Origin of the sequence: Alteribacter populi, assembly GCF_002352765.1 — a bacterium.
GTDB classification, from domain to species: domain Bacteria; phylum Bacillota; class Bacilli; order Bacillales; family Salisediminibacteriaceae; genus Alteribacter; species Alteribacter populi.
Map to the genome: position 1 here is coordinate 2,106,692 of NZ_KZ293963.1, position 17,829 is coordinate 2,124,520.

Genomic DNA, 17,829 nt, shown 5'->3' on the forward strand with positions numbered 1-17,829 from the left:
ATTCCATTTTACACGATATGAATGGGATTAACCACCTTAAGGTCTTAACCCCAATCTTATGAACTAATCCATATCGTCTTCTTTTAATCCTTTTTCCATCGCCTTCCATGCTAAAGTAGCGCATTTAATTCTTGCTGGGAATTTTGCAACCCCTTGCAATGCTTCAATATCTCCTAAATCAATGTCGCCAAAATCCACATCTTTTCCAAGCATTAAATCAGAAAAAATTTCGGACATCTTCATGGCATCCTCGACCGGCAGTCCTTTAACAGCCTGGGTCATCATTGATGCAGAAGAAAGACTGATGGAGCACCCTTCGCCTACGAATTTTGCATCAGAGATTTTACCGTCCTCCACTTGCATTTGCAGTTGAATCCGGTCCCCACACGTTGGATTGTTCATATTTACGGTGAGAGAATCCCCTTCAAGTTCGCCTCGGTTTCTCGGGTTTTTATAATGATCCATGATCACTTGTCGATACAATGTGTCTAGCTGATTACCCAAAGACATTTCCGAAGTACTCCTTTGTTTTAGTTAGTCCCTTAATAAACGTATCCACATCGTCTTTCGTGTTATACAAATAGAAGCTTGCTCTGGCTGTAGCCGTTACATCTAACCATTTCATCAATGGCTGTGCACAGTGGTGACCGGCACGAACAGCAATGCCATCTGCATCGAGTACTGTTGCGACATCATGAGGATGAACGTTATCACAATTGAACGTCACAATGCCCGCTCGCTTTTTCGGTCCGTAAACGGTAACGTCGTCCATTTCATTAAGTTGCTCTATGGCGTACTGAGCCAGATCGTGCTCATGTTTTTCGATATTTTCAAGTCCGATATCTTGTAAAAAGTCGATGGCTGCTCCTAGACCAATGGCACCGGCAATAATCGGAGTGCCTCCTTCAAACTTCCACGGAAGCTCTTTCCACGTAGATTCATGAAGGCCGACAAAGTCGATCATTTCCCCTCCAAACTCAACAGGTTCCATGTTTTCAAGAAGAGCTTTCTTCCCGTACAAAGCACCAATCCCTGTGGGACCACACATTTTGTGAGCGGAAAAAGCAAAGAAATCGCAATCTAGATCCTGTACGTCCACTTTCATATGCGGTGTACTTTGTGCACCATCTACAAGCATGACAGCACCATGTTTATGAGCGACACGAGAAATGTCTTTAATAGGATTGATTGCACCGAGGACGTTGGAGACTTGCATGACAGCGACAATCTTTGTTCGTTCTGTAATCGTCTCTTCAACACCCTTTATATCAATCGTACCATCCTTTTGTAATGGCAAATACTTAAGTGTCGCCCCAGTGAATTTAGCTAACTGTTGCCATGGAATAATGTTACTGTGATGTTCCATTGGCGTAATCACTATTTCATCATCGGGACCGACATTCGCACGCCCGTAACTCATTGCAACAAGGTTAATCGCTGTCGTTGTTCCGCGAGTGAAAACAATTTCTTCAGTTGAAGATGCCCCGATAAAGTGACGAACTTTATCACGAGCACCTTCGTATCCATCAGTTGCCAACGTTCCAAGTGTATGCACCCCGCGGTGAACATTGGAATTGTATCGTCGGTAATAATCGTCCAGTGCTTCAATCACCGGCGTCGGCTTTTGAGATGTCGCTGCACTGTCCAAATAAACAAGAGGTTGACCATTAACTTCTTGGTCCAAAATCGGGAACTGCTTACGAACATCTTGGACATTCATTAGTATACTTTCCTTTCGATTACCTCGATGAGCTGTTCTTTTACAGATTCAATCGGAATCTCATTTACAACAGGGCCAAGGAAACCGTGTATAATTAAGCGTTCTGCTTCTTGCTTAGAAATTCCGCGGCTCATCAAATAGAACATTTGAAGCGGATCAATTTTTCCAACAGAAGCTGCGTGACCAGCTGTAACATCATCTTCATCGATAAGAAGGATTGGGTTCGCATCTCCACGAGCTTTTTCACTAAGCATTAAGACGCGCTCAGTTTGCTCACCGTTAGACTTGGTCGCTCCTTTTTCGATCTTAGAGATTCCGTTGAAAATAGAGCTCGCTGCATCTTTCATAACAGCATGCTTTAAGATCTGGCCATCGGAATGTTTACCATAGTGCTTGATTAATGTTGTGAAGTTTTGAGACTGCTTTCCGCGACCGATGGATACGGTCTTAGTATCAGCATATGATCCTTCACCAACAAGGAACGTCGTATTATCAGAAACTGTGTTTCCATCATTCATTTGACCAAGAGACCAGTATACTTTAGCATCACGTCCGCTCACATAAGCACGACGATTTACATAAGTTGTTACTGGTGTAGCAAAATTATCAACTGCTCCAAAATTCACTGTAGCACCATCAGCAGCGTAAACTTCAGCCACGATGTTAGCCACTGTATTTTCAGAAGCGTCCTCTGATGCATAGTTTTCGATATACGTAACGGAGCTATTCGCTTCTGCGACAACTAGAACATGGTTAAATAGGCCAGAAGCTCCTTTTTGTACGTAAACAGCTTGCAGTGGAACCTTCACTTCAACATTTTTAGGCACATAAATGAACGTACCTCCATTTAACAGTGCTGCATGCAGCGCAGTCAAGCGGTTTTCGTCCGCCGTTACTGCGTCTTTCATGAAGTATTTTTCAACAAGATCGCTGTGGTCTTTTACCGCTGTTTCAATATCGGTGAACACAACACCTTGCTTTTGCAAATCATCTTGCTTACGAGCGTAAACTGTCGCACCGTTTTCCTGAACAAGAATCGTTTGCGTGCTTTCTTCTTTTCCAACTAAGCCTTTAATTTTATCAGAAAGGCTGTCATATGCTATCTCAGTAGTGGCTGTCTTCCCATGCGTAAAGTTTGTGAAGTTCCACTTTGTAATATTTGTTTTATCAGGTTTTGGCAAATCAATTGCTTCTGCACGCTCTAAAGACGATACACGCAAGTTCGTTAGCCACTCAGGCTCTTGGCGGTCTTTAGAGAAGTTCGTCACATATTCCTGATCAAATGGTAGCTTTGTATCCACTGACATTTCGTTTCCTCCTCCTTAAAAACCGCTTTATTGACCTACAGTCTCGTCTTCAATACCTAATTCTTCTTTAATCCAGTCATAACCTTCTGCTTCTAATCGCTCAGCAAGCTCAGGACCACCGGATTTTACAATACGTCCTTGCATCATTACGTGAACTTTATCAGGCTTAATATAGTTAAGCAGGCGCTGATAGTGAGTGATGATTAAGCAACCAAAGTCGTCGTTTCGCATATCGTTAATGCCGTTTGCTACTACTTTAAGTGCATCAATATCTAAACCAGAGTCAATTTCATCAAGAATAGCGATTTTCGGCTCAAGCATAAGTAATTGAAGAATTTCGTTACGTTTCTTCTCACCACCGGAGAACCCTTCATTTAGGTAACGGTGTTGGAAAGTTTCATCAATATCTAACGTACCCATTTTGTCATCCATTTTACGGATAAATTTCATTAAAGAAATTTCGTCGCCTTCTTCACGGTTCGCATTGATCGCTGAGCGGATAAAGTCTGCGTTTGTTACTCCGCTGATTTCAGAAGGATATTGCATGGCTAGAAACAACCCAGCACGAGCACGCTCATCTACTTCCATATCAAATAGGTCTTCCCCATTGAATGTCGCTTTCCCACTTGTTACTTCATATTTTGGATGTCCCATTAAAGCTGATGCTAGTGTGGATTTACCTGTTCCGTTCGGTCCCATAATGGCATGGATTTCGCCACCATTGACTTCGATTCCGAAACCTTTTAAAATTTCTTTTTCTTCAATGGAAACATGAAGATCTTCAACTTTTAAATTTGGTGCTGTCATTTGTTCTAACCCCCATTTATTTTTTTCATGATTTGGCATATAACCTATCATGGTAGGATTGGCCTTTTCAAGAATGTAGTTATACCCATTCTCAATTTATTCTCATTACAATATTATATCAAATGAAAATTGAGTTCAAGGGAAAACGACACCCTACGTACTATTCAAACATATTTAATGTACTTTCTTCAAATATCATTAAGAAAATAGAATCTCTTCTACATCATCTAAATATTTCTTTATCAAAACGGAAGGATTCTATTTTACATCGCCTAAAATTCATAATGATAATAAACTTTCTTTAGATACTACCCTTAAGCAAAGATGAGCATACTCGCAATTAGTATATCTTACAATTCTCATTCAATACTCCCTAATTGAGAATGAACATCATTCTTATGTATTTTATTTTAACGCAAATTGGCAATATATCAGCAGAATCGGCTTAGAAAACAGCGAATCGACAAATAACAACCCAAAAAAGAAAGGTAGGTATGCGGGGACATACCAACCTTTCCAGGTAAGTTCATGGTTATTTATGATCACTCTACAATTAGCTGTGAATCTGTCTTTGATGCTCTGATATGATCATCAAGCTTTGTTGATGATTTTTTTCTCTTCTCTTTTCAACTTCCATGCGGTTTTCCAGATTACTGCTGTACTCCGCGTAGCTCATTCCGTGCGTTTGGTGCATGCTTTTTTCCATCTCGCTTGTGTGATTCATATGAATCTGATGGATAATAAATCAATCCTTTCGAATTTTTTGGCCAAATTAAAGTTGTGTTCCCACATTCACATGAGAATTGACTTAATTTTTCGACCATTTTTAATTACATTTGTATTTTAGCACGAGAAAGGATTCTATCCAATTTGCCTCAGAGCGGATGGTGTAGCATACAGAATGGTAAATTATCGTGAAGTGCGCTCAAGCCACTCTCATATAAAATTTCCCCCAAATCCACCGAAAAACATCGATTTCCAAGCATGTACTACCATTTATTTTCCATTCAAAACTTTTAATGAGGCTGTTGGTCGAGCTCTGTGAGGCACTGTTCAACTAGGGTAACAGCTTGACTCATAGCTGCTCCGCCTCCAAATGCTCCCGTCACTGCTATCGCTTCAAAAATTTCCTCTTGGGAACAGCCTTGGTCTAAGCATCCTTTTGTATGATAAATAATGCAGTATTCATCTTGCGAGTATAAGCTAATTCCCAACGCAATGAGCTGTTTTTCCTTTGCTGTTAACGTTCCCTCTTCAAAACAAGCTTCAGTAAAAGCATTGTACTTTCTAGCAATATCCGGCATTTGTTCAGTAAAATGCCCCAAACCTGCTTTATAATCATGTAATGCTTGCTGAACAGAAGACATCGACTCTTGATGATCCATTTCCATCTCGCTCCTTTTGTTTAATTCATATATCACTCGTTAGTATGAGTTGATGGATGAGAAAGTATGTTTTCTTTCAATGTATGTATTTAAAGCAAATGTCTTGCACCCACCTCCTATCTGGAAATCAACAGGAGTCAAAAAACACGCCCCACACATTGGTGGGACGCTCTCATTCACTTCTTATTCACCTGCCGGAACAACGGCTCCGTCATATTGTTCAAGGATATAGTCACGGACTTCTTCAGAGCGTAACACTTCAACTAACGTTTGAATTTGCTCAGATCCTTCATCTTCGCTACGGACGGCGATGACGTTAACGTATGGGTTATCTAAATCAGCAGATTCCATTGCAATAGCATCTTCTAATGGATTAAGCCCTGCATCTAACGCATAGTTAGAATTGATTAAAACGGCATCTCCCTCACCGTTTTCATAAGACGCTGGGAGCATAGCTGCTTCTACATTATCCCTGAAGCTAAAGTTATTTGGGTTTTCTTCAATATCATCAAGTGTAGCACCAACATCAGCACCTTCTGCCAGTGTGATCAGCCCTTCATCTTCAAGCATCATCAGAATACGACCGTGATCTGCTACCGAACTGCTCATAATAATATCAGCACCATCAGGTAAATCATCTAAACTGCTGTAGTCCTGAGAATAAATACCGATCGGTTCGATATGAATTCCACCTGCATTTTCAAAATCATAGTGATCATTATCTTCAAGCTGTGACTCTAAATAAGGAACATGCTGAAAGTAGTTGGCATCAATTTCTCCATCTGCTAAAGCTTCGTTCGGTAAAATATAGTCTTGGAATGGGACAATGTCCAGCTCAATGCCTTCTTCTTCTAAAAGTGGTGCAGCAAATTCAAGAATTTCTGCATGCGGAATATTTGAAGCACCAATAGTTAAAACTGTCGACTCGCCTTCTGTAGCTTCTTCCGTTTCAGTGTCAGAGCCTGCGCCTGCTTCTTCTTCATCTGCTCCATCATCAGCAGTACCACAAGCTGCTAAACTAAGCGATAACGCAAAAATTGATAAGCCTTTAATATACTTCTTCATCTTTTTACCCCCTATTATTATCGTTTGTCTAATTTATGGGTTAACCGGTCGCCAAAAAATTGTACAGCAAATACAATAATCAAAATGACGATGGTAGCCATTAATGTTACATCTTCTTGCCTTCTTTGGAACCCTTCTCTAAATGCCATATCTCCTAAACCACCAGCTCCGATAAAGCCAGCCATTGCTGTATAACTGACTAATGCGATAGACGTCACCGTAATTCCCGAAATTAATGCTGGCATAGATTCAGGTAAGAGAACTTTAAATATTATTTCATTATTCGATGCTCCCATAGCTCTTGAGGCTTCAATGACGCCCTTATCAATTTCTCGTAAAGCAATCTCTACCATTCTTGCGTAAAACGGCGCTGCTCCTATGATTAACGCAGGCAATGCTGCAGATGGTCCTAGCATTGACCCAACCAATGCTCGAGTAAACGGGATAAGAAGCACAATTAAAATAATAAACGGAATAGACCGAAAGACATTGACGAACACTGCAGTAAATCCATGAATGAGCCGATTTTGCCAAAGGTTACCTTTGTCAGTTAAGAAGAGGAGTAAACCTAAAAAAACCCCTAACACAAACGTAAATAATACAGATAATCCCGTCATATATAACGTTTCTAGCGTCGCTTCCCACAGACGTTCCCAGTTAACATTAGGAAATAACAATTCAGTCACCGTGGATCACCTCCACTTCAACTTTTTCGTTACGGATATGTGAAATTGCTTTGTCTAGCTCATCTTTTTCACCATCGATACTTATGAACAACGAACCGTATGAGCCGTTTTGCGTTGAAGAAATTTTCCCCTGCAGGATGTTAATGGTCACATTGAAGTTACGAATGAGTTCCGTCATAAGCGGCTTCTTGGCATCGTTTCCTACAAAGGTTAATTGAAGAACTCGTCCAATTCCTTCTTCACCAAAAAGATGTTCAAGAGCTTCTTCAGTTTCTTCAGGTTCAGTCACTTGCTTTACAAACTCTTTCGTCATCAATTCTTTCGGCTGCTTAAAGACATCAAGGACATTGCCCTGTTCAACAACTCGTCCACCTTCCATCACCGCAACACGGTGACAGATTTTACGGATTACATGCATTTCATGAGTAATAAGAACGATCGTTAACCCTAACTTTTCATTAATATCAACGAGTAAATCAAGAATGGAGTCCGTCGTTTTCGGATCAAGAGCCGAAGTTGCTTCATCACACAGGAGTACTTTCGGGTTGTTTGCTAACGCTCTAGCAATGCCGACACGTTGCTTTTGACCTCCACTTAGCTGGGAAGGGTAAGACCCCCCGCGACCTTCTAAGCCTACGAGTTTAATAAGCTCCTCGACACGCGCTTTCCGCTTTTCTTTTGGAACACCGGCAATCTCGAGTGGAAATGCAATATTATCTCGCACTGTACGTGACCAAAGTAAATTGAAATGTTGAAAGATCATTCCGATTTCTTGTCGTGCAAGACGCAATTTATTTTTCGATAGCGTCCCCATATTTTTTTCCGCAACAGTAACTTGACCTGATGTTGGGCGCTCTAACATGTTTAGCATGCGAATAAGTGTACTTTTCCCCGCACCACTGTAGCCAATTACTCCGAAGATCTCACCTTTTTCAATCGTTAAATCGACGTGATCAACGGCTGTTACTTTCCCATCCCTAGTCTGGAACAATTTTTGAAGTTGCTGTAATTGAATCAAGATCTATACCTCCTAGTCAGAGGAACTCAGATTTTCGTTTCGAGTCAAAATGTGTGACTGTAACGAATTTGTGTGTAATTTAGTAGTAAAATGCACTACCAAGTCTTAATGGTGCTTATACTACTTTATTTCTTTGGAGAAGTTAAACTGTCTTAAAGTACAAAAAACCTCTCTGCCAAAATGAGCAGAAAGGTTTTCCAAATAGGAAATAACCTTTCTCTCATCTTCCAAAGCAATTGCTCTGCAGGAATTGGCACCTTCTAATCGTTTTGATTAGCGGTTGCCGGGTTTCATCGGGCCAGTCCCTCCACCACTCTTGATAAGAGAAAATTATTTTATTTATCAATTTACTATAGTACTAGAATAAATCATAGCATGCGTAAAAATATTGTGCAACCATTTTAACACCTTTCTTTGATATTACTTATTGTAAAAAGCGTATCTTTTTGCAGCTCCGTTGGCCTACATCTGCTCGCTTTCCGCGGACGAACCGCCAATCCTCCTCGGGAAATGCGCCCTGCGGGGTCTCGGCTAGTCCGTTTTTCCGCAGGAGTCTCGCAGATTCCGGCAGGGGGCTAAAAAGACTATCTTGTCGTACAGTAGGCATGAGGGGGGTCCTCCCATTTCATTTCGTTTGTTTGGTCACTTACTAAATTCATTCGATATTTGGGGAGGTGCTCCTTTTCTCATTTCTTAGAACCTTGAGCAGCCTAGGCTCAGAATTATGAAATATGAGTATGTCATTAGCTCAGAAATCATTCATATGAGAAGCATATTATACTTCCGCAGAAAGTGTCGTGGTGTCTTCGGGCCTTTATAAGTAAGGCTGTTTTCTAAAAGATTGTTGTTCTTTGTAGATTGATTTCCGCTCCGGACAGTCGCTTTCCGCGGGCAACACTTCAGCTTCCTCGGAAGCAAACCCCGCTTCCGGCGGGATCTTCAGTTGTTGCTTTTCCCGCAGGAGTCGACTGCCCTTCGCTCCAATCATCCATTATAAAAATGAATAGCCATTGTTTGACTTCATCAATGTGATGAATTTACAAAGCACTATACCAGCGAAGGAAATACACGTAGACTCCAGCGGGAAAGTGAAGACGTTGAGACCCCACAGTGAGCGCACTTTGCGAACGAGGAGGCTCAGCGCGAGCCCGCGGAAAGCGTAGTGTATTTCCGAAGCGGTAGGTGATGTCGCAGTTTATTTCAGCTGCGAAGATTAAAAGCAACAATACATACGAAAAGAGCCATAATTAAAAGTGAAATAGTAAACATGGCTGATGCCTACATAATCTGAGCAAAGGGGATAATCATTTTATGAAATTCATTCGATTAATAAAGCAACCAAATGACAAAGAAGTTTAAGAAAATAGAAAGGCATTACTTTTGAGTTTCTTAATGCTCAAAACAGATAGCAACACTTTTTATAAAAGAAACTCCGAAAAAAACAACAAAACGTTCTGAAGATAAAGGAAAAATGCAGCGGCCAAGCGAATCTTTCTATACTAACCTTAGCAGCTTAATTCAAAACAAAGTGCAAAACGCATGAAGCTAGACATCAATACGTAGATTTCTTCTAATTTCTTAACTCTCTAAAAAAAGGCGGTGCAGCTATGGAATCGATTCTTTTTTCATCTCTACAACGCATGCAAAGGATTGAACAACTGCAAAGCTTATTAAACCGAACAAATTTAGAAGTTTGTGTTATTTGTGATGAGAACAAGTGGTATTTTTCGATCAAAGGACAAAGAAATGATGTCAGACCATTCACCGGTGAAAAAAGTGACGTCGTCATTGAAGGAAGGCTAGAGGAGTTGAAGCAGTTCTTATACGGAGATGACTTTTTGTTGTCCATGAAAAAACGCGGTCAAATTGGAGTGGAAGGATGCCTAAATGATTTGCTGACTCTTGAGTCACTATGGTATTTAAGTAACGTTTAAATTGAGGGATCTAAAGCCTCCCACAAAAGTATTAACGGTTCACCTGAAGTAAACCCAAAGAAGGGTCAGACCCTTGAACATTCACTAAGATCCTGACCCGTTTCTTAGATTAACACCAGCCCATGTCACAGCCTTCCACATATGACTTTGGCTGATTTACCTGAGGCGTGTTTTTTTTGAACACTTTATTATGGTCAAACTCAAATTCTTCACCTATTTCGTAAAGAGTATCCTGTTGGTCCAATCGAAGCCTGCCGACTTTTTTATTATCAAGGTAAAGCGTGATAAATCCTTCTGCGTCTAGTTTTGCATTGATTCGATCAGTCACGTCTATACGTGAGGTTTCTTCTCTAAATGTGGAAGCATCTGAACCTGTACGCCCATTAAAGTTATTCACTCGTTGATGTTCTGGTTGTGGGTTGTTAAATGGTTTATTGTTATCCAACTAAGTTCCACCCCTTTCATGCATCCTTTCTTTTTAGTATGGCTTATTTAATGAAATATATAAGGGGGAGACTTTCCAGACCTTCATTGTGAATTCGCGATTATAAAATGAACGATGTTTATTCAAGGCGATTCTCGGAATGTTTGTTTCTTTTTGAGTTACTTTCATCCTTTGCCTGACTTGCGTAACGCTCAATAACAACAACTAAATCAATCTAAAAAACCATTTCCCATATATGGGAAATGGTTTTGATCTTTTCTATTCTTCGCTGATCATTTCTTCGTATTGCTCTGCTGTCATTAATTTTTCTTGCTCTGAAGCATCAGATGGTTCCACAACGATCATCCACGCTTTTTCGTATGGAGATTCGTTAACGAATTCTGGAGAGTCTTCCAGTTCCTCGTTTACTTCAACGACCTTTCCGCTTAAAGGCGCGTAAAGTTCAGAAACCGTTTTTACAGATTCTACACTTCCGAAAGGCTCGTCTGCTTCTACATCATCGCCTACTTCCGGTAGCTCAACAAATACGATGTCGCCAAGCTCAGATTGCGCAAAATCAGTAATGCCAATGCGCACTTTCTCTCCTTCGGTTTTAACCCATTCGTGCTCTTCTGAATACTTAAATTCCTTTGGTAAACTCATGTGTGCTTCCCTCCAAGTTTAAATTGGCTGCTAATTTTACGGCACAGCAATCATTATGTACGTATGTGCCAATTGTAAAACCATCCACTATCACTATAGTACATTCTTTATGCCATGAGCAAGATAAATCCTAGCCCCAATTGTATTCAAATGTATCTTCGTTAAATCCTACTGTAACTTGCTGGCCATCAGTAACAATCGGACGTTTTATTAACATGCCATCTGAGGCTAGAATATCAAACAGTTCATCCTCGGAAGCTGTTTTTACTTTATCTTTCAGCCCAAGTTCACGATATTTTTTCCCACTCGTGTTAAAAAATTTACGAAGCGCTAATCCGCTATTAGCATGGAGGTCCTTTAATTGCTCTTTTGAAGGTGGGTTTTCTACGAGATGGACGGCTTCAAAGTCTACGTTATGATTCTCCAGCCATGTCTTTGCTTTCCTGCACGTTCCGCATTTCGGATAGTGATACAATGTTACACTCAACGTTTCTCCCTCCTTCTCATGTTGTCAGTTCATTATAACTTTTATATTTAATTAATTAAAATTAATGCGCCACTTTTATTAAAAACAGCGGTAGCTCGGCCGCATGTTTTTAAGTCTCAGTGGTCTTTCCCCCTTGAGACGAGCGGCGCGAAGGTAACGTCTGCTTATAAATTTATAAAAAGGCAAAAGCTGTTCAAAGATTACTTTCGCTTTTGCCTTTCTTGATTCCTGCTTATTTTTTCTTTTTTTTCGACGGATGCTGACTTTTTTCCGCACCTTGTTCCCACACTTCTTGAATTAAACTAGAAGCGTCTTGTTCAGATGGAATTAGTTCGGTTGAAAACTCTTCAACACCCTGAAGCTCACGGTCAAAAATAAATTCATTTTTTGGTTTTCTCATTAATATCTCCTCCTCATCATCGGTATTCAAGAAGTTAGTATCCCCTTTATATATAGAGAAAAACAATGAAGAAACCTTTAAAAAGTGCAAAAAGCCCCTTAAATGGGACTTTTTGCACTTAAGAGAGGAGAATGCCCTTCCTTTAGATAGGAGGATTATTATTATATTGGGGCATGGGGAAATGCCCCAAAGTTGATAACAAATTTAACTAATAGATTTAGAATAGGCGAATGCCTTTAAATTACATACTTTTCTGCTTCAATAATCTCTGCTGCAATCTCACGTTTTTTAGCCACAACATTTACTGGCGTATGACGCGTTAACTTCTTCAATATTGCAAGCATTGTACGGAGACTGTCACCTTCTTCAAGTGCAACGAGAGACTCTTTGGCAACAGCTTCGATACGATTAACTGCTTCTTGTGTAAACACTTCTGTTAAGAGCAGCTTTTGTTTTGCTTTATCCGCTCCGGCTTTATTAATTGCTTTTTCTGTACGCAGTACACAAGACTCGATGGAGAAAATATCGGAAACGATATCAGCTACATTGGCTAAAAGTTCTTGCTCTTTTTCCAGGTTTTCACCGTATTTCTGAGCGGCAGTTCCTGCTACCATCATGAAAATTTTCTTCGTATTTTCAAGCAGGTACTTTTCTTGCTCAAGTGGTTCATCCCCTACTTCTTGTGGCATCATCATCATTAATTCTTCTTGCAGGTCACCTGCTTGCTCAAGAAGTGGCAACTCACCTTTCATCGCTTTTCGCATAATCGTAGCTGGCACGAGCATTCGATTGATTTCGTTCGTCCCTTCAAAAATACGGTTAATTCGCGAATTACGGTACATTGTTTCAACTTCGTATTCTGACATAAATCCATATCCGCCATGAATTTGAACTGCCTCGTCAACGACAAAGTCTAAAACTTCTGATCCGAATATTTTATTCAAAGAACATTCAATTGCGTATTCCGCAATTGCTTTCCCCACAGCTTTCCCATCTTTTTGCTCATCATCCGTTAACGCATTAAACCCATCATCAATCAGTCCGCCAGTACGGTAGATTGAACTTTCAGCGGCGTAGGTTTTGGCTGCCATTTCAGCAAGTTTCTTTTGAATAAGCGTGAACTTGGAAATTGGAATCTTAAATTGCTTTCGCTCATTTGCATATTTTGCAGAAACTTCAATTGCACGTTTTGCACCACCTACACATCCCACACCAAGCTTATAGCGTCCAACGTTTAAAATATTAAACGCGATAACGTGACCTTTACCTATTTCACCTAAAACATTTTCTTTTGGAACTAGCGTGTCCTCCAAGATTAATGTACGAGTAGATGAGCCTTTGATTCCCATTTTCTTTTCTTCCGGCCCAACAGAAACCCCTTCATAATCACGCTCTACGATAAAGGCAGTAAATTTATCGCCATCAATTTTAGCGTAAACGACAAATACGTCTGCAAAGCCAGCGTTGGTGATCCACTGCTTTTCACCGTTTAATACATAGTGAGTGCCAGCATCGTTTAGTTTGGCTGTTGTTTTTGCTCCTAATGCATCTGAACCTGAACTTGGCTCTGTTAAAGCATAAGCAGCAATTTGTTCACCAGTTGCAAGTCCCGGTAAATACTGTTTCTTTTGCTCATCTGTTCCGAAGAAAACGATTGGTAACGACCCAATTCCAACGTGAGCACCATGGGATAAAGAAAAAGAACCAGCTAATGCAAACTTCTCTGTAATTAAGGAAGAACTGATTTTATCTAAGCCAATTCCACCGTACTCTTCAGGTACGTCTGCTCCTAGAAGTCCAAGCTCTCCAGCTTCTTTTAATAATTTTACGCTAATCTCAAACTGATGCTCTTCAATTTTATCGACTTCAGGAACGACCTTATTTACAATGTAGTCTTCCGTTGTTTTTGCGATCATTGTGTGCTCTTCGGTAAAGTCTTCTGGTGTAAACACACGGTCAGCATCAATGCTTTCAAGTAGAAAACCGCCGCCTTTTAACGTTTTATCAGCTGTTGCCATTCGCTGTACCTCCTAATTTTTTTTGTACTAGAAGATGTTCAAAAAGTTCGCTAAACTAGCTGATTGATCGAGAATAAGAGCTCCTGCTAAATACAGCCTCGACCTACTCGGCTCTTTTTTTATGCTCCTTTTGAACACGCACTAATAGTGACCTAACATTAAACGAGTTCAAATACTCCAGCAGCACCCATTCCGCCACCGATACACATCGTGACGACGCCAAATTGCTCGCCACGTCGTTTCATTTCGTGAATAAGACTTAGCGTCAGTTTCGTACCTGAACAGCCGAGTGGATGACCCAGTGCAATAGCTCCACCATTTACGTTCACACGATCATGATCTAAGTTTAGGTGTCGAATAACTTGTAGTGCTTGTGATGCAAATGCTTCATTGAGTTCAAACAGACCAATATCAGACTGCTCTAACCCTGCTAGCTTAATCGCTTTTGGAATCGCTTCGACAGGACCAATACCCATAATTTCAGGAGCAACTCCCGCTACCGCAAACGAACGGAACTTCACGAGTGGTGTCAGTCCATCAGCCTCAGCAGCTTCACGATCCATCACAAGAACAGAGGCTGCACCGTCACTCATTTGTGACGCGTTTCCTGCCGTTACCGTTCCGGTTGTACTAAATGCCGGACGGAGTTTTGCCAAAGATTGAACGCTTGATCCTGCGCGAACTCCTTCGTCTTGCTTGAATAACAGCTCTTTTTCAACAAGTTTATGATTTTCATCTATGGAACGGAAGGTAACCGGTACGGGTACGATTTCGTCTTCAAAATGACCTTTTTCTAACGCTTGTGCTGCTCGTTTATGACTTTCAACCGCGAACGAATCCTGGTCTTCTCGGCTTACTTCAAAGCGGCGTGCTACTTCTTCAGCAGTATGACCCATACCCATGTAGTATTCAGGTGCATTTTCTACAAGCGTCGGATTAAGGGCGATGACGTGTCCGCCCATCGGAATTAAACTCATTGACTCTGCACCGCCTGCGAGTACTGACTCAGAATGCCCAAGCATAATCCGCTCCGCCCCGTAGGCAATACTTTGCAGACCGGATGAGCAATAACGGTTTATCGTAATCGACGGAACTGTGTCGGGTAATCCAGCTAAAGCTGAGATATTTCTCGCCATGTTCATGCCTTGTTCCGCCTCTGGCATCGCACAGCCAATAATGACATCATCAATTCGTGAAGGATCCAAACCCCCCGCGCGCTTTAACGTTTCTTTTACTGTTAAAGCACCTAAATCATCAGGTCTAACGTGGGCTAGTGTCCCCTTTTTCGCTTTTCCAACAGGTGTACGAGCACCTGCTACTATGACGGCTTCTCTCACAAAATTTCCCCTCCTTTTAACGTTCATTTAGTTACGTAACGGCTTTCCTTTTGTGAGCATATGTTGCATACGCTGTTGAGTTTTCGGTTCAGCTACGAGACTTAAGAAAGCTTCACGTTCTAAATCTAATAGATATTGCTCATCTACTTCTGTTCCTTTTGGCACACGTCCACCAGCTAAAACAAATGCGAGCTTTTCAGCAATTTTCAAGTCGTGATCACTAATGTGACTACCAAAATGCATTGTTTTCGCGCCAAGGAGCATCGTCGCGTACCCGGTTTCACCTACAACCGGAATCTTTTTACGTTGAGGTGGTTGATAGCCTGAGTCTGCAAGGTGAAGTGCTTTTTGCTTCGCATCGTACAGCAAATGATCACCGTTTACACTTATACCGTCTTGTGGACGGATATAGCCTAATTCAGCAGCTTCCTGGGCACTCGTTCCGACTTTTGCCATCGCAATCGTTTCAAACACTTGATTCGCGACACTTTGGAGATCAATATTTGCACCTTTCGGCAAGCGTTCTAACTGGCGTAAGTAAAGCTCCTTGTTTCCACCGCCGCCTGGGATAAGTCCTACTCCTACTTCGACGAGTCCCATGTAGGTTTCAAGTGACGCTTGAATACTAGCAGCAGGCATTGACACTTCCGAACCGCCACCTAGTGTCATGCCAAACGTACCGGCTACTACTGGCTTTCCTGAATAACGAATCTTTGCCATCGTTTTCTGGAATTGACGGACAACAAGATCGAGTTCTGGATAGTTCATGTCTTGAGCTTCCATCAAAATCATCATTAAATTGGCACCGACGCAGAAGTTTTTCCCTTGGTTGTTAATAACGAGACCTTTATAGTTTTTTTCTACTTCATCGATAGATTTTGAGATCATCTGCATGACATCCAGACCGATGGAGTTGTTTGGAGAAGTGAACTCAAGATTTGCGACACCATCTCCAATATCGATAAGAGAAGCACCAGCATTCTTCATAATGACCTTGATTTCTTCTTTTTTAAGCGTTTTTAGATTGATTATTTTCGGGTTAAATTCGGCTTTAACATAGACTCCGTTTTCGAAGTATTCATTATTTTCACCATAGAAGGAGGTTACGCCAGATTCGAGCATCTTTTTAACTGACTCAGGAATTGTTTCGCCTTCCTCTTCCATCCGTTTCACTGATTTTTCAATGCCGATCGCATCCCACGTTTCAAATGGGCCAAGTTCCCAACCGAAGCCCCATTTCATCGCTTCGTCAACCGCTTTTACGTTGTCTGCAATTTCGTGAAGTTTTTCGCCGGAGTATAGTAAAACAGGCTTTAAAATGTTCCATACGAGCTCACCGGCACGATCATCCGCGTATACAAGCGCTTTCAATTTATCGGCCTTTGACTTCGCCTGTTTACTTTGTTGTACAGAAGGAGCTTTTAATTTCTTGCGTGGTCCATACTCCATCGTTTCATAATCAAGCTCGAGGATTTCACTCCCGTTTTCGCCTTTTTGTTTCAAATAGAATCCTTGACCGGATTTACTTCCGATCCAGCCTTTTTTGGCCATTTCTTTCATAAAAGCAGGAGGATCAAAAACATCCTTCTCCTCACCCTCAACTTGATCGTAGACGTTTTTCGCTACATGCAGGAACGTATCGAGACCGACGACGTCAAGCGTGCGGAAAGTGGCACTCTTTGGGCGACCAATTGCCGGTCCTGTCACTGAATCCACTTCTCCTACTGAAAAGCCGCGTTTCGTCATTTCTCGAACCGTCACAAGTAGTCCGTACGTTCCGATACGGTTTGCAATAAAGTTGGGTGTATCTTTTGCTTCGACAACACCTTTTCCTAGTACATTTTCTCCAAATGTTTTCACATATTCAAAGACTTCTGGTTTCGTAGCCTTTGTTGGAATGACTTCTAATAGTTTTAAGTAACGAGGCGGATTAAAAAAGTGAGTGCCTAAGAAGTGTGCACGGAAATCTTCCGAACGACCTTCTGACATCGCTTCAATGGATATCCCTGACGTATTTGAACTAACAATACTTCCGGGTTTACGATACGCTTCTACTTTTTCAAACACCTTTCGCTTGATATCTAAGTTTTCAACAACAACTTCGATGATCCAGTCAACTTCACCAAGCTTCTCCATGTCATCATCGATATTCCCAGGTGTAATAAGTTCTGCATTTGCCTTTTTTGCGAGAGGCGCTGGTTTTTGCTTCTTTAACTTGCCAATCGCTTCCGCTGCTAAACGGTTACGAACTGTCTTATTTTCTAATGTCAGCCCTTTTTTCTTTTCTGCTTCCGTCAATTCCTTCGGGACAATGTCCAAAAGAAGTGATGGAATCCCGATGTTAGCTAAGTGTGCTGCTATTCCAGACCCCATCACTCCAGAGCCTAACACCGCTACCTTTCCGATTCTCCCAACCATGAAGGACCTCCTTCTTTCCTTTGAATGAATACTCATTCATTTTTTCTTCAAAAAAATATGCGTTTTCGATACACGCTACTTCTTTCATTTTGTTTACACTTTAACTATATAAAAATTTCGTCTATTACGCAACCATATTGACAGAAAATTTTCTTTATTT

17 protein-coding genes and 1 riboswitch are annotated in these 17,829 nt (G+C 41.2%); of the genes, 1 reads left to right on the forward strand and 16 read right to left on the reverse strand.

From position 1 onward, the window contains the following. Window positions 1-63: 63 nt before the first annotated feature. The 9 genes from sufU to CDZ94_RS10355 all read right to left on the reverse strand — a co-directional run bounded on the left by sufU (window position 64) and on the right by CDZ94_RS10355 (window position 7,988). On the reverse strand, window positions 64-510 hold the full coding sequence (gene sufU, locus CDZ94_RS10320; RefSeq protein ID WP_096436751.1) for a Fe-S cluster assembly sulfur transfer protein SufU: 447 nt from the start codon (window positions 508-510) through the stop codon (window positions 64-66). Then, window positions 497-1,720, reverse strand: coding sequence for a cysteine desulfurase (locus CDZ94_RS10325; protein ID WP_096436753.1), 1,224 nt, complete (start codon window positions 1,718-1,720; stop codon window positions 497-499). Before CDZ94_RS10325 ends, sufU begins: the two co-directional genes overlap by 14 nt. Further along, window positions 1,720-3,027, reverse strand: coding sequence for a Fe-S cluster assembly protein SufD (sufD, locus tag CDZ94_RS10330; RefSeq protein WP_096436755.1), 1,308 nt, complete (start codon window positions 3,025-3,027; stop codon window positions 1,720-1,722). Before sufD ends, CDZ94_RS10325 begins: the two co-directional genes overlap by 1 nt. Before the next feature lie 27 nt (window positions 3,028-3,054). Continuing rightward, window positions 3,055-3,834, reverse strand: a complete 780-nt coding sequence (sufC, locus tag CDZ94_RS10335; protein WP_096436757.1) for a Fe-S cluster assembly ATPase SufC — start codon at window positions 3,832-3,834, stop codon at window positions 3,055-3,057. Between the two features lie 553 nt (window positions 3,835-4,387). Beyond that, window positions 4,388-4,558, reverse strand: coding sequence for a YuzK family famiily protein (locus tag CDZ94_RS22035; RefSeq protein ID WP_483414906.1), 171 nt, complete (start codon window positions 4,556-4,558; stop codon window positions 4,388-4,390). 292 nt (window positions 4,559-4,850) lie between these two features. Continuing rightward, window positions 4,851-5,219 carry a carboxymuconolactone decarboxylase family protein gene (locus CDZ94_RS10340; RefSeq protein WP_096436759.1) on the reverse strand — a complete coding sequence of 123 codons (369 nt, stop codon included), beginning with the start codon at window positions 5,217-5,219 and terminating at the stop codon, window positions 4,851-4,853. A gap of 183 nt (window positions 5,220-5,402) precedes the next feature. Further along, the gene (locus tag CDZ94_RS10345) at window positions 5,403-6,284 is read right to left on the reverse strand and encodes a MetQ/NlpA family ABC transporter substrate-binding protein (protein ID WP_096436761.1); all 882 of its coding nucleotides are present in this window, start codon (window positions 6,282-6,284) and stop codon (window positions 5,403-5,405) included. A gap of 17 nt (window positions 6,285-6,301) precedes the next feature. Then, complete coding sequence (locus CDZ94_RS10350; RefSeq protein ID WP_198520805.1) at window positions 6,302-6,970, reverse strand: methionine ABC transporter permease; 669 nt, start codon at window positions 6,968-6,970, stop codon at window positions 6,302-6,304. After that, the gene (locus CDZ94_RS10355; protein WP_096436763.1) at window positions 6,963-7,988 is read right to left on the reverse strand and encodes a methionine ABC transporter ATP-binding protein; all 1,026 of its coding nucleotides are present in this window, start codon (window positions 7,986-7,988) and stop codon (window positions 6,963-6,965) included. The genes CDZ94_RS10350 and CDZ94_RS10355 overlap by 8 nt, the downstream gene beginning before the upstream one ends. A gap of 217 nt (window positions 7,989-8,205) precedes the next feature. Then, a riboswitch (SAM riboswitch) is annotated at window positions 8,206-8,314 on the reverse strand. 1,281 nt (window positions 8,315-9,595) lie between these two features. Here CDZ94_RS10355 and CDZ94_RS10365 point away from each other — a divergent pair. Beyond that, complete coding sequence (locus CDZ94_RS10365) at window positions 9,596-9,922, forward strand: hypothetical protein (protein ID WP_096436767.1); 327 nt, start codon at window positions 9,596-9,598, stop codon at window positions 9,920-9,922. Window positions 9,923-10,031: 109 nt separating this feature from the next. Here CDZ94_RS10365 and CDZ94_RS10370 read toward each other — a convergent pair whose 3' ends face one another. The 7 genes from CDZ94_RS10370 to CDZ94_RS10395 form a co-directional block, all read right to left on the reverse strand. Continuing rightward, window positions 10,032-10,367 carry a DUF2553 family protein gene (locus tag CDZ94_RS10370; RefSeq protein WP_096436769.1) on the reverse strand — a complete coding sequence of 112 codons (336 nt, stop codon included), beginning with the start codon at window positions 10,365-10,367 and terminating at the stop codon, window positions 10,032-10,034. A 258-nt stretch (window positions 10,368-10,625) separates the two neighbouring features. After that, window positions 10,626-11,009 carry a glycine cleavage system protein GcvH gene (gene gcvH, locus CDZ94_RS10375; protein WP_096436771.1) on the reverse strand — a complete coding sequence of 128 codons (384 nt, stop codon included), beginning with the start codon at window positions 11,007-11,009 and terminating at the stop codon, window positions 10,626-10,628. Window positions 11,010-11,139: 130 nt separating this feature from the next. Continuing rightward, window positions 11,140-11,496, reverse strand: coding sequence for an arsenate reductase family protein (locus tag CDZ94_RS10380; RefSeq protein WP_096436773.1), 357 nt, complete (start codon window positions 11,494-11,496; stop codon window positions 11,140-11,142). Window positions 11,497-11,728: 232 nt separating this feature from the next. Beyond that, the gene (locus CDZ94_RS21355) at window positions 11,729-11,896 is read right to left on the reverse strand and encodes a hypothetical protein (protein ID WP_157812117.1); all 168 of its coding nucleotides are present in this window, start codon (window positions 11,894-11,896) and stop codon (window positions 11,729-11,731) included. Between the two features lie 236 nt (window positions 11,897-12,132). Next, window positions 12,133-13,914, reverse strand: coding sequence for an acyl-CoA dehydrogenase family protein (locus tag CDZ94_RS10385; protein ID WP_096436775.1), 1,782 nt, complete (start codon window positions 13,912-13,914; stop codon window positions 12,133-12,135). A 158-nt stretch (window positions 13,915-14,072) separates the two neighbouring features. Continuing rightward, window positions 14,073-15,251, reverse strand: coding sequence for an acetyl-CoA C-acetyltransferase (locus CDZ94_RS10390; RefSeq protein ID WP_096436777.1), 1,179 nt, complete (start codon window positions 15,249-15,251; stop codon window positions 14,073-14,075). Window positions 15,252-15,278: 27 nt separating this feature from the next. Continuing rightward, window positions 15,279-17,669, reverse strand: a complete 2,391-nt coding sequence (locus CDZ94_RS10395) for a 3-hydroxyacyl-CoA dehydrogenase/enoyl-CoA hydratase family protein (protein WP_096436779.1) — start codon at window positions 17,667-17,669, stop codon at window positions 15,279-15,281. Window positions 17,670-17,829 lie beyond the last annotated feature (160 nt).

Bases quoted from the DNA above. Each gene is read 5' to 3' on its own strand.
- sufU (WP_096436751.1), bottom strand. From the start codon at position 510: ATGTCTTTGGGTAATCAGCTAGACACATTGTATCGACAAGTGATCATG.
- CDZ94_RS10325 (WP_096436753.1), bottom strand. From the start codon at position 1,720: ATGAATGTCCAAGATGTTCGTAAGCAGTTCCCGATTTTGGACCAAGAA.
- sufD (WP_096436755.1), bottom strand. From the start codon at position 3,027: ATGTCAGTGGATACAAAGCTACCATTTGATCAGGAATATGTGACGAAC.
- sufC (WP_096436757.1), bottom strand. From the start codon at position 3,834: ATGACAGCACCAAATTTAAAAGTTGAAGATCTTCATGTTTCCATTGAA.
- CDZ94_RS22035 (WP_483414906.1), bottom strand. From the start codon at position 4,558: ATGAATCACACAAGCGAGATGGAAAAAAGCATGCACCAAACGCACGGA.
- CDZ94_RS10340 (WP_096436759.1), bottom strand. From the start codon at position 5,219: ATGGATCATCAAGAGTCGATGTCTTCTGTTCAGCAAGCATTACATGAT.
- CDZ94_RS10345 (WP_096436761.1), bottom strand. From the start codon at position 6,284: ATGAAGAAGTATATTAAAGGCTTATCAATTTTTGCGTTATCGCTTAGT.
- CDZ94_RS10365 (WP_096436767.1), top strand. From the start codon at position 9,596: ATGGAATCGATTCTTTTTTCATCTCTACAACGCATGCAAAGGATTGAA.
- gcvH (WP_096436771.1), bottom strand. From the start codon at position 11,009: ATGAGTTTACCAAAGGAATTTAAGTATTCAGAAGAGCACGAATGGGTT.
- CDZ94_RS21355 (WP_157812117.1), bottom strand. From the start codon at position 11,896: ATGAGAAAACCAAAAAATGAATTTATTTTTGACCGTGAGCTTCAGGGT.
- CDZ94_RS10385 (WP_096436775.1), bottom strand. From the start codon at position 13,914: ATGGCAACAGCTGATAAAACGTTAAAAGGCGGCGGTTTTCTACTTGAA.
- CDZ94_RS10395 (WP_096436779.1), bottom strand. From the start codon at position 17,669: ATGGTTGGGAGAATCGGAAAGGTAGCGGTGTTAGGCTCTGGAGTGATG.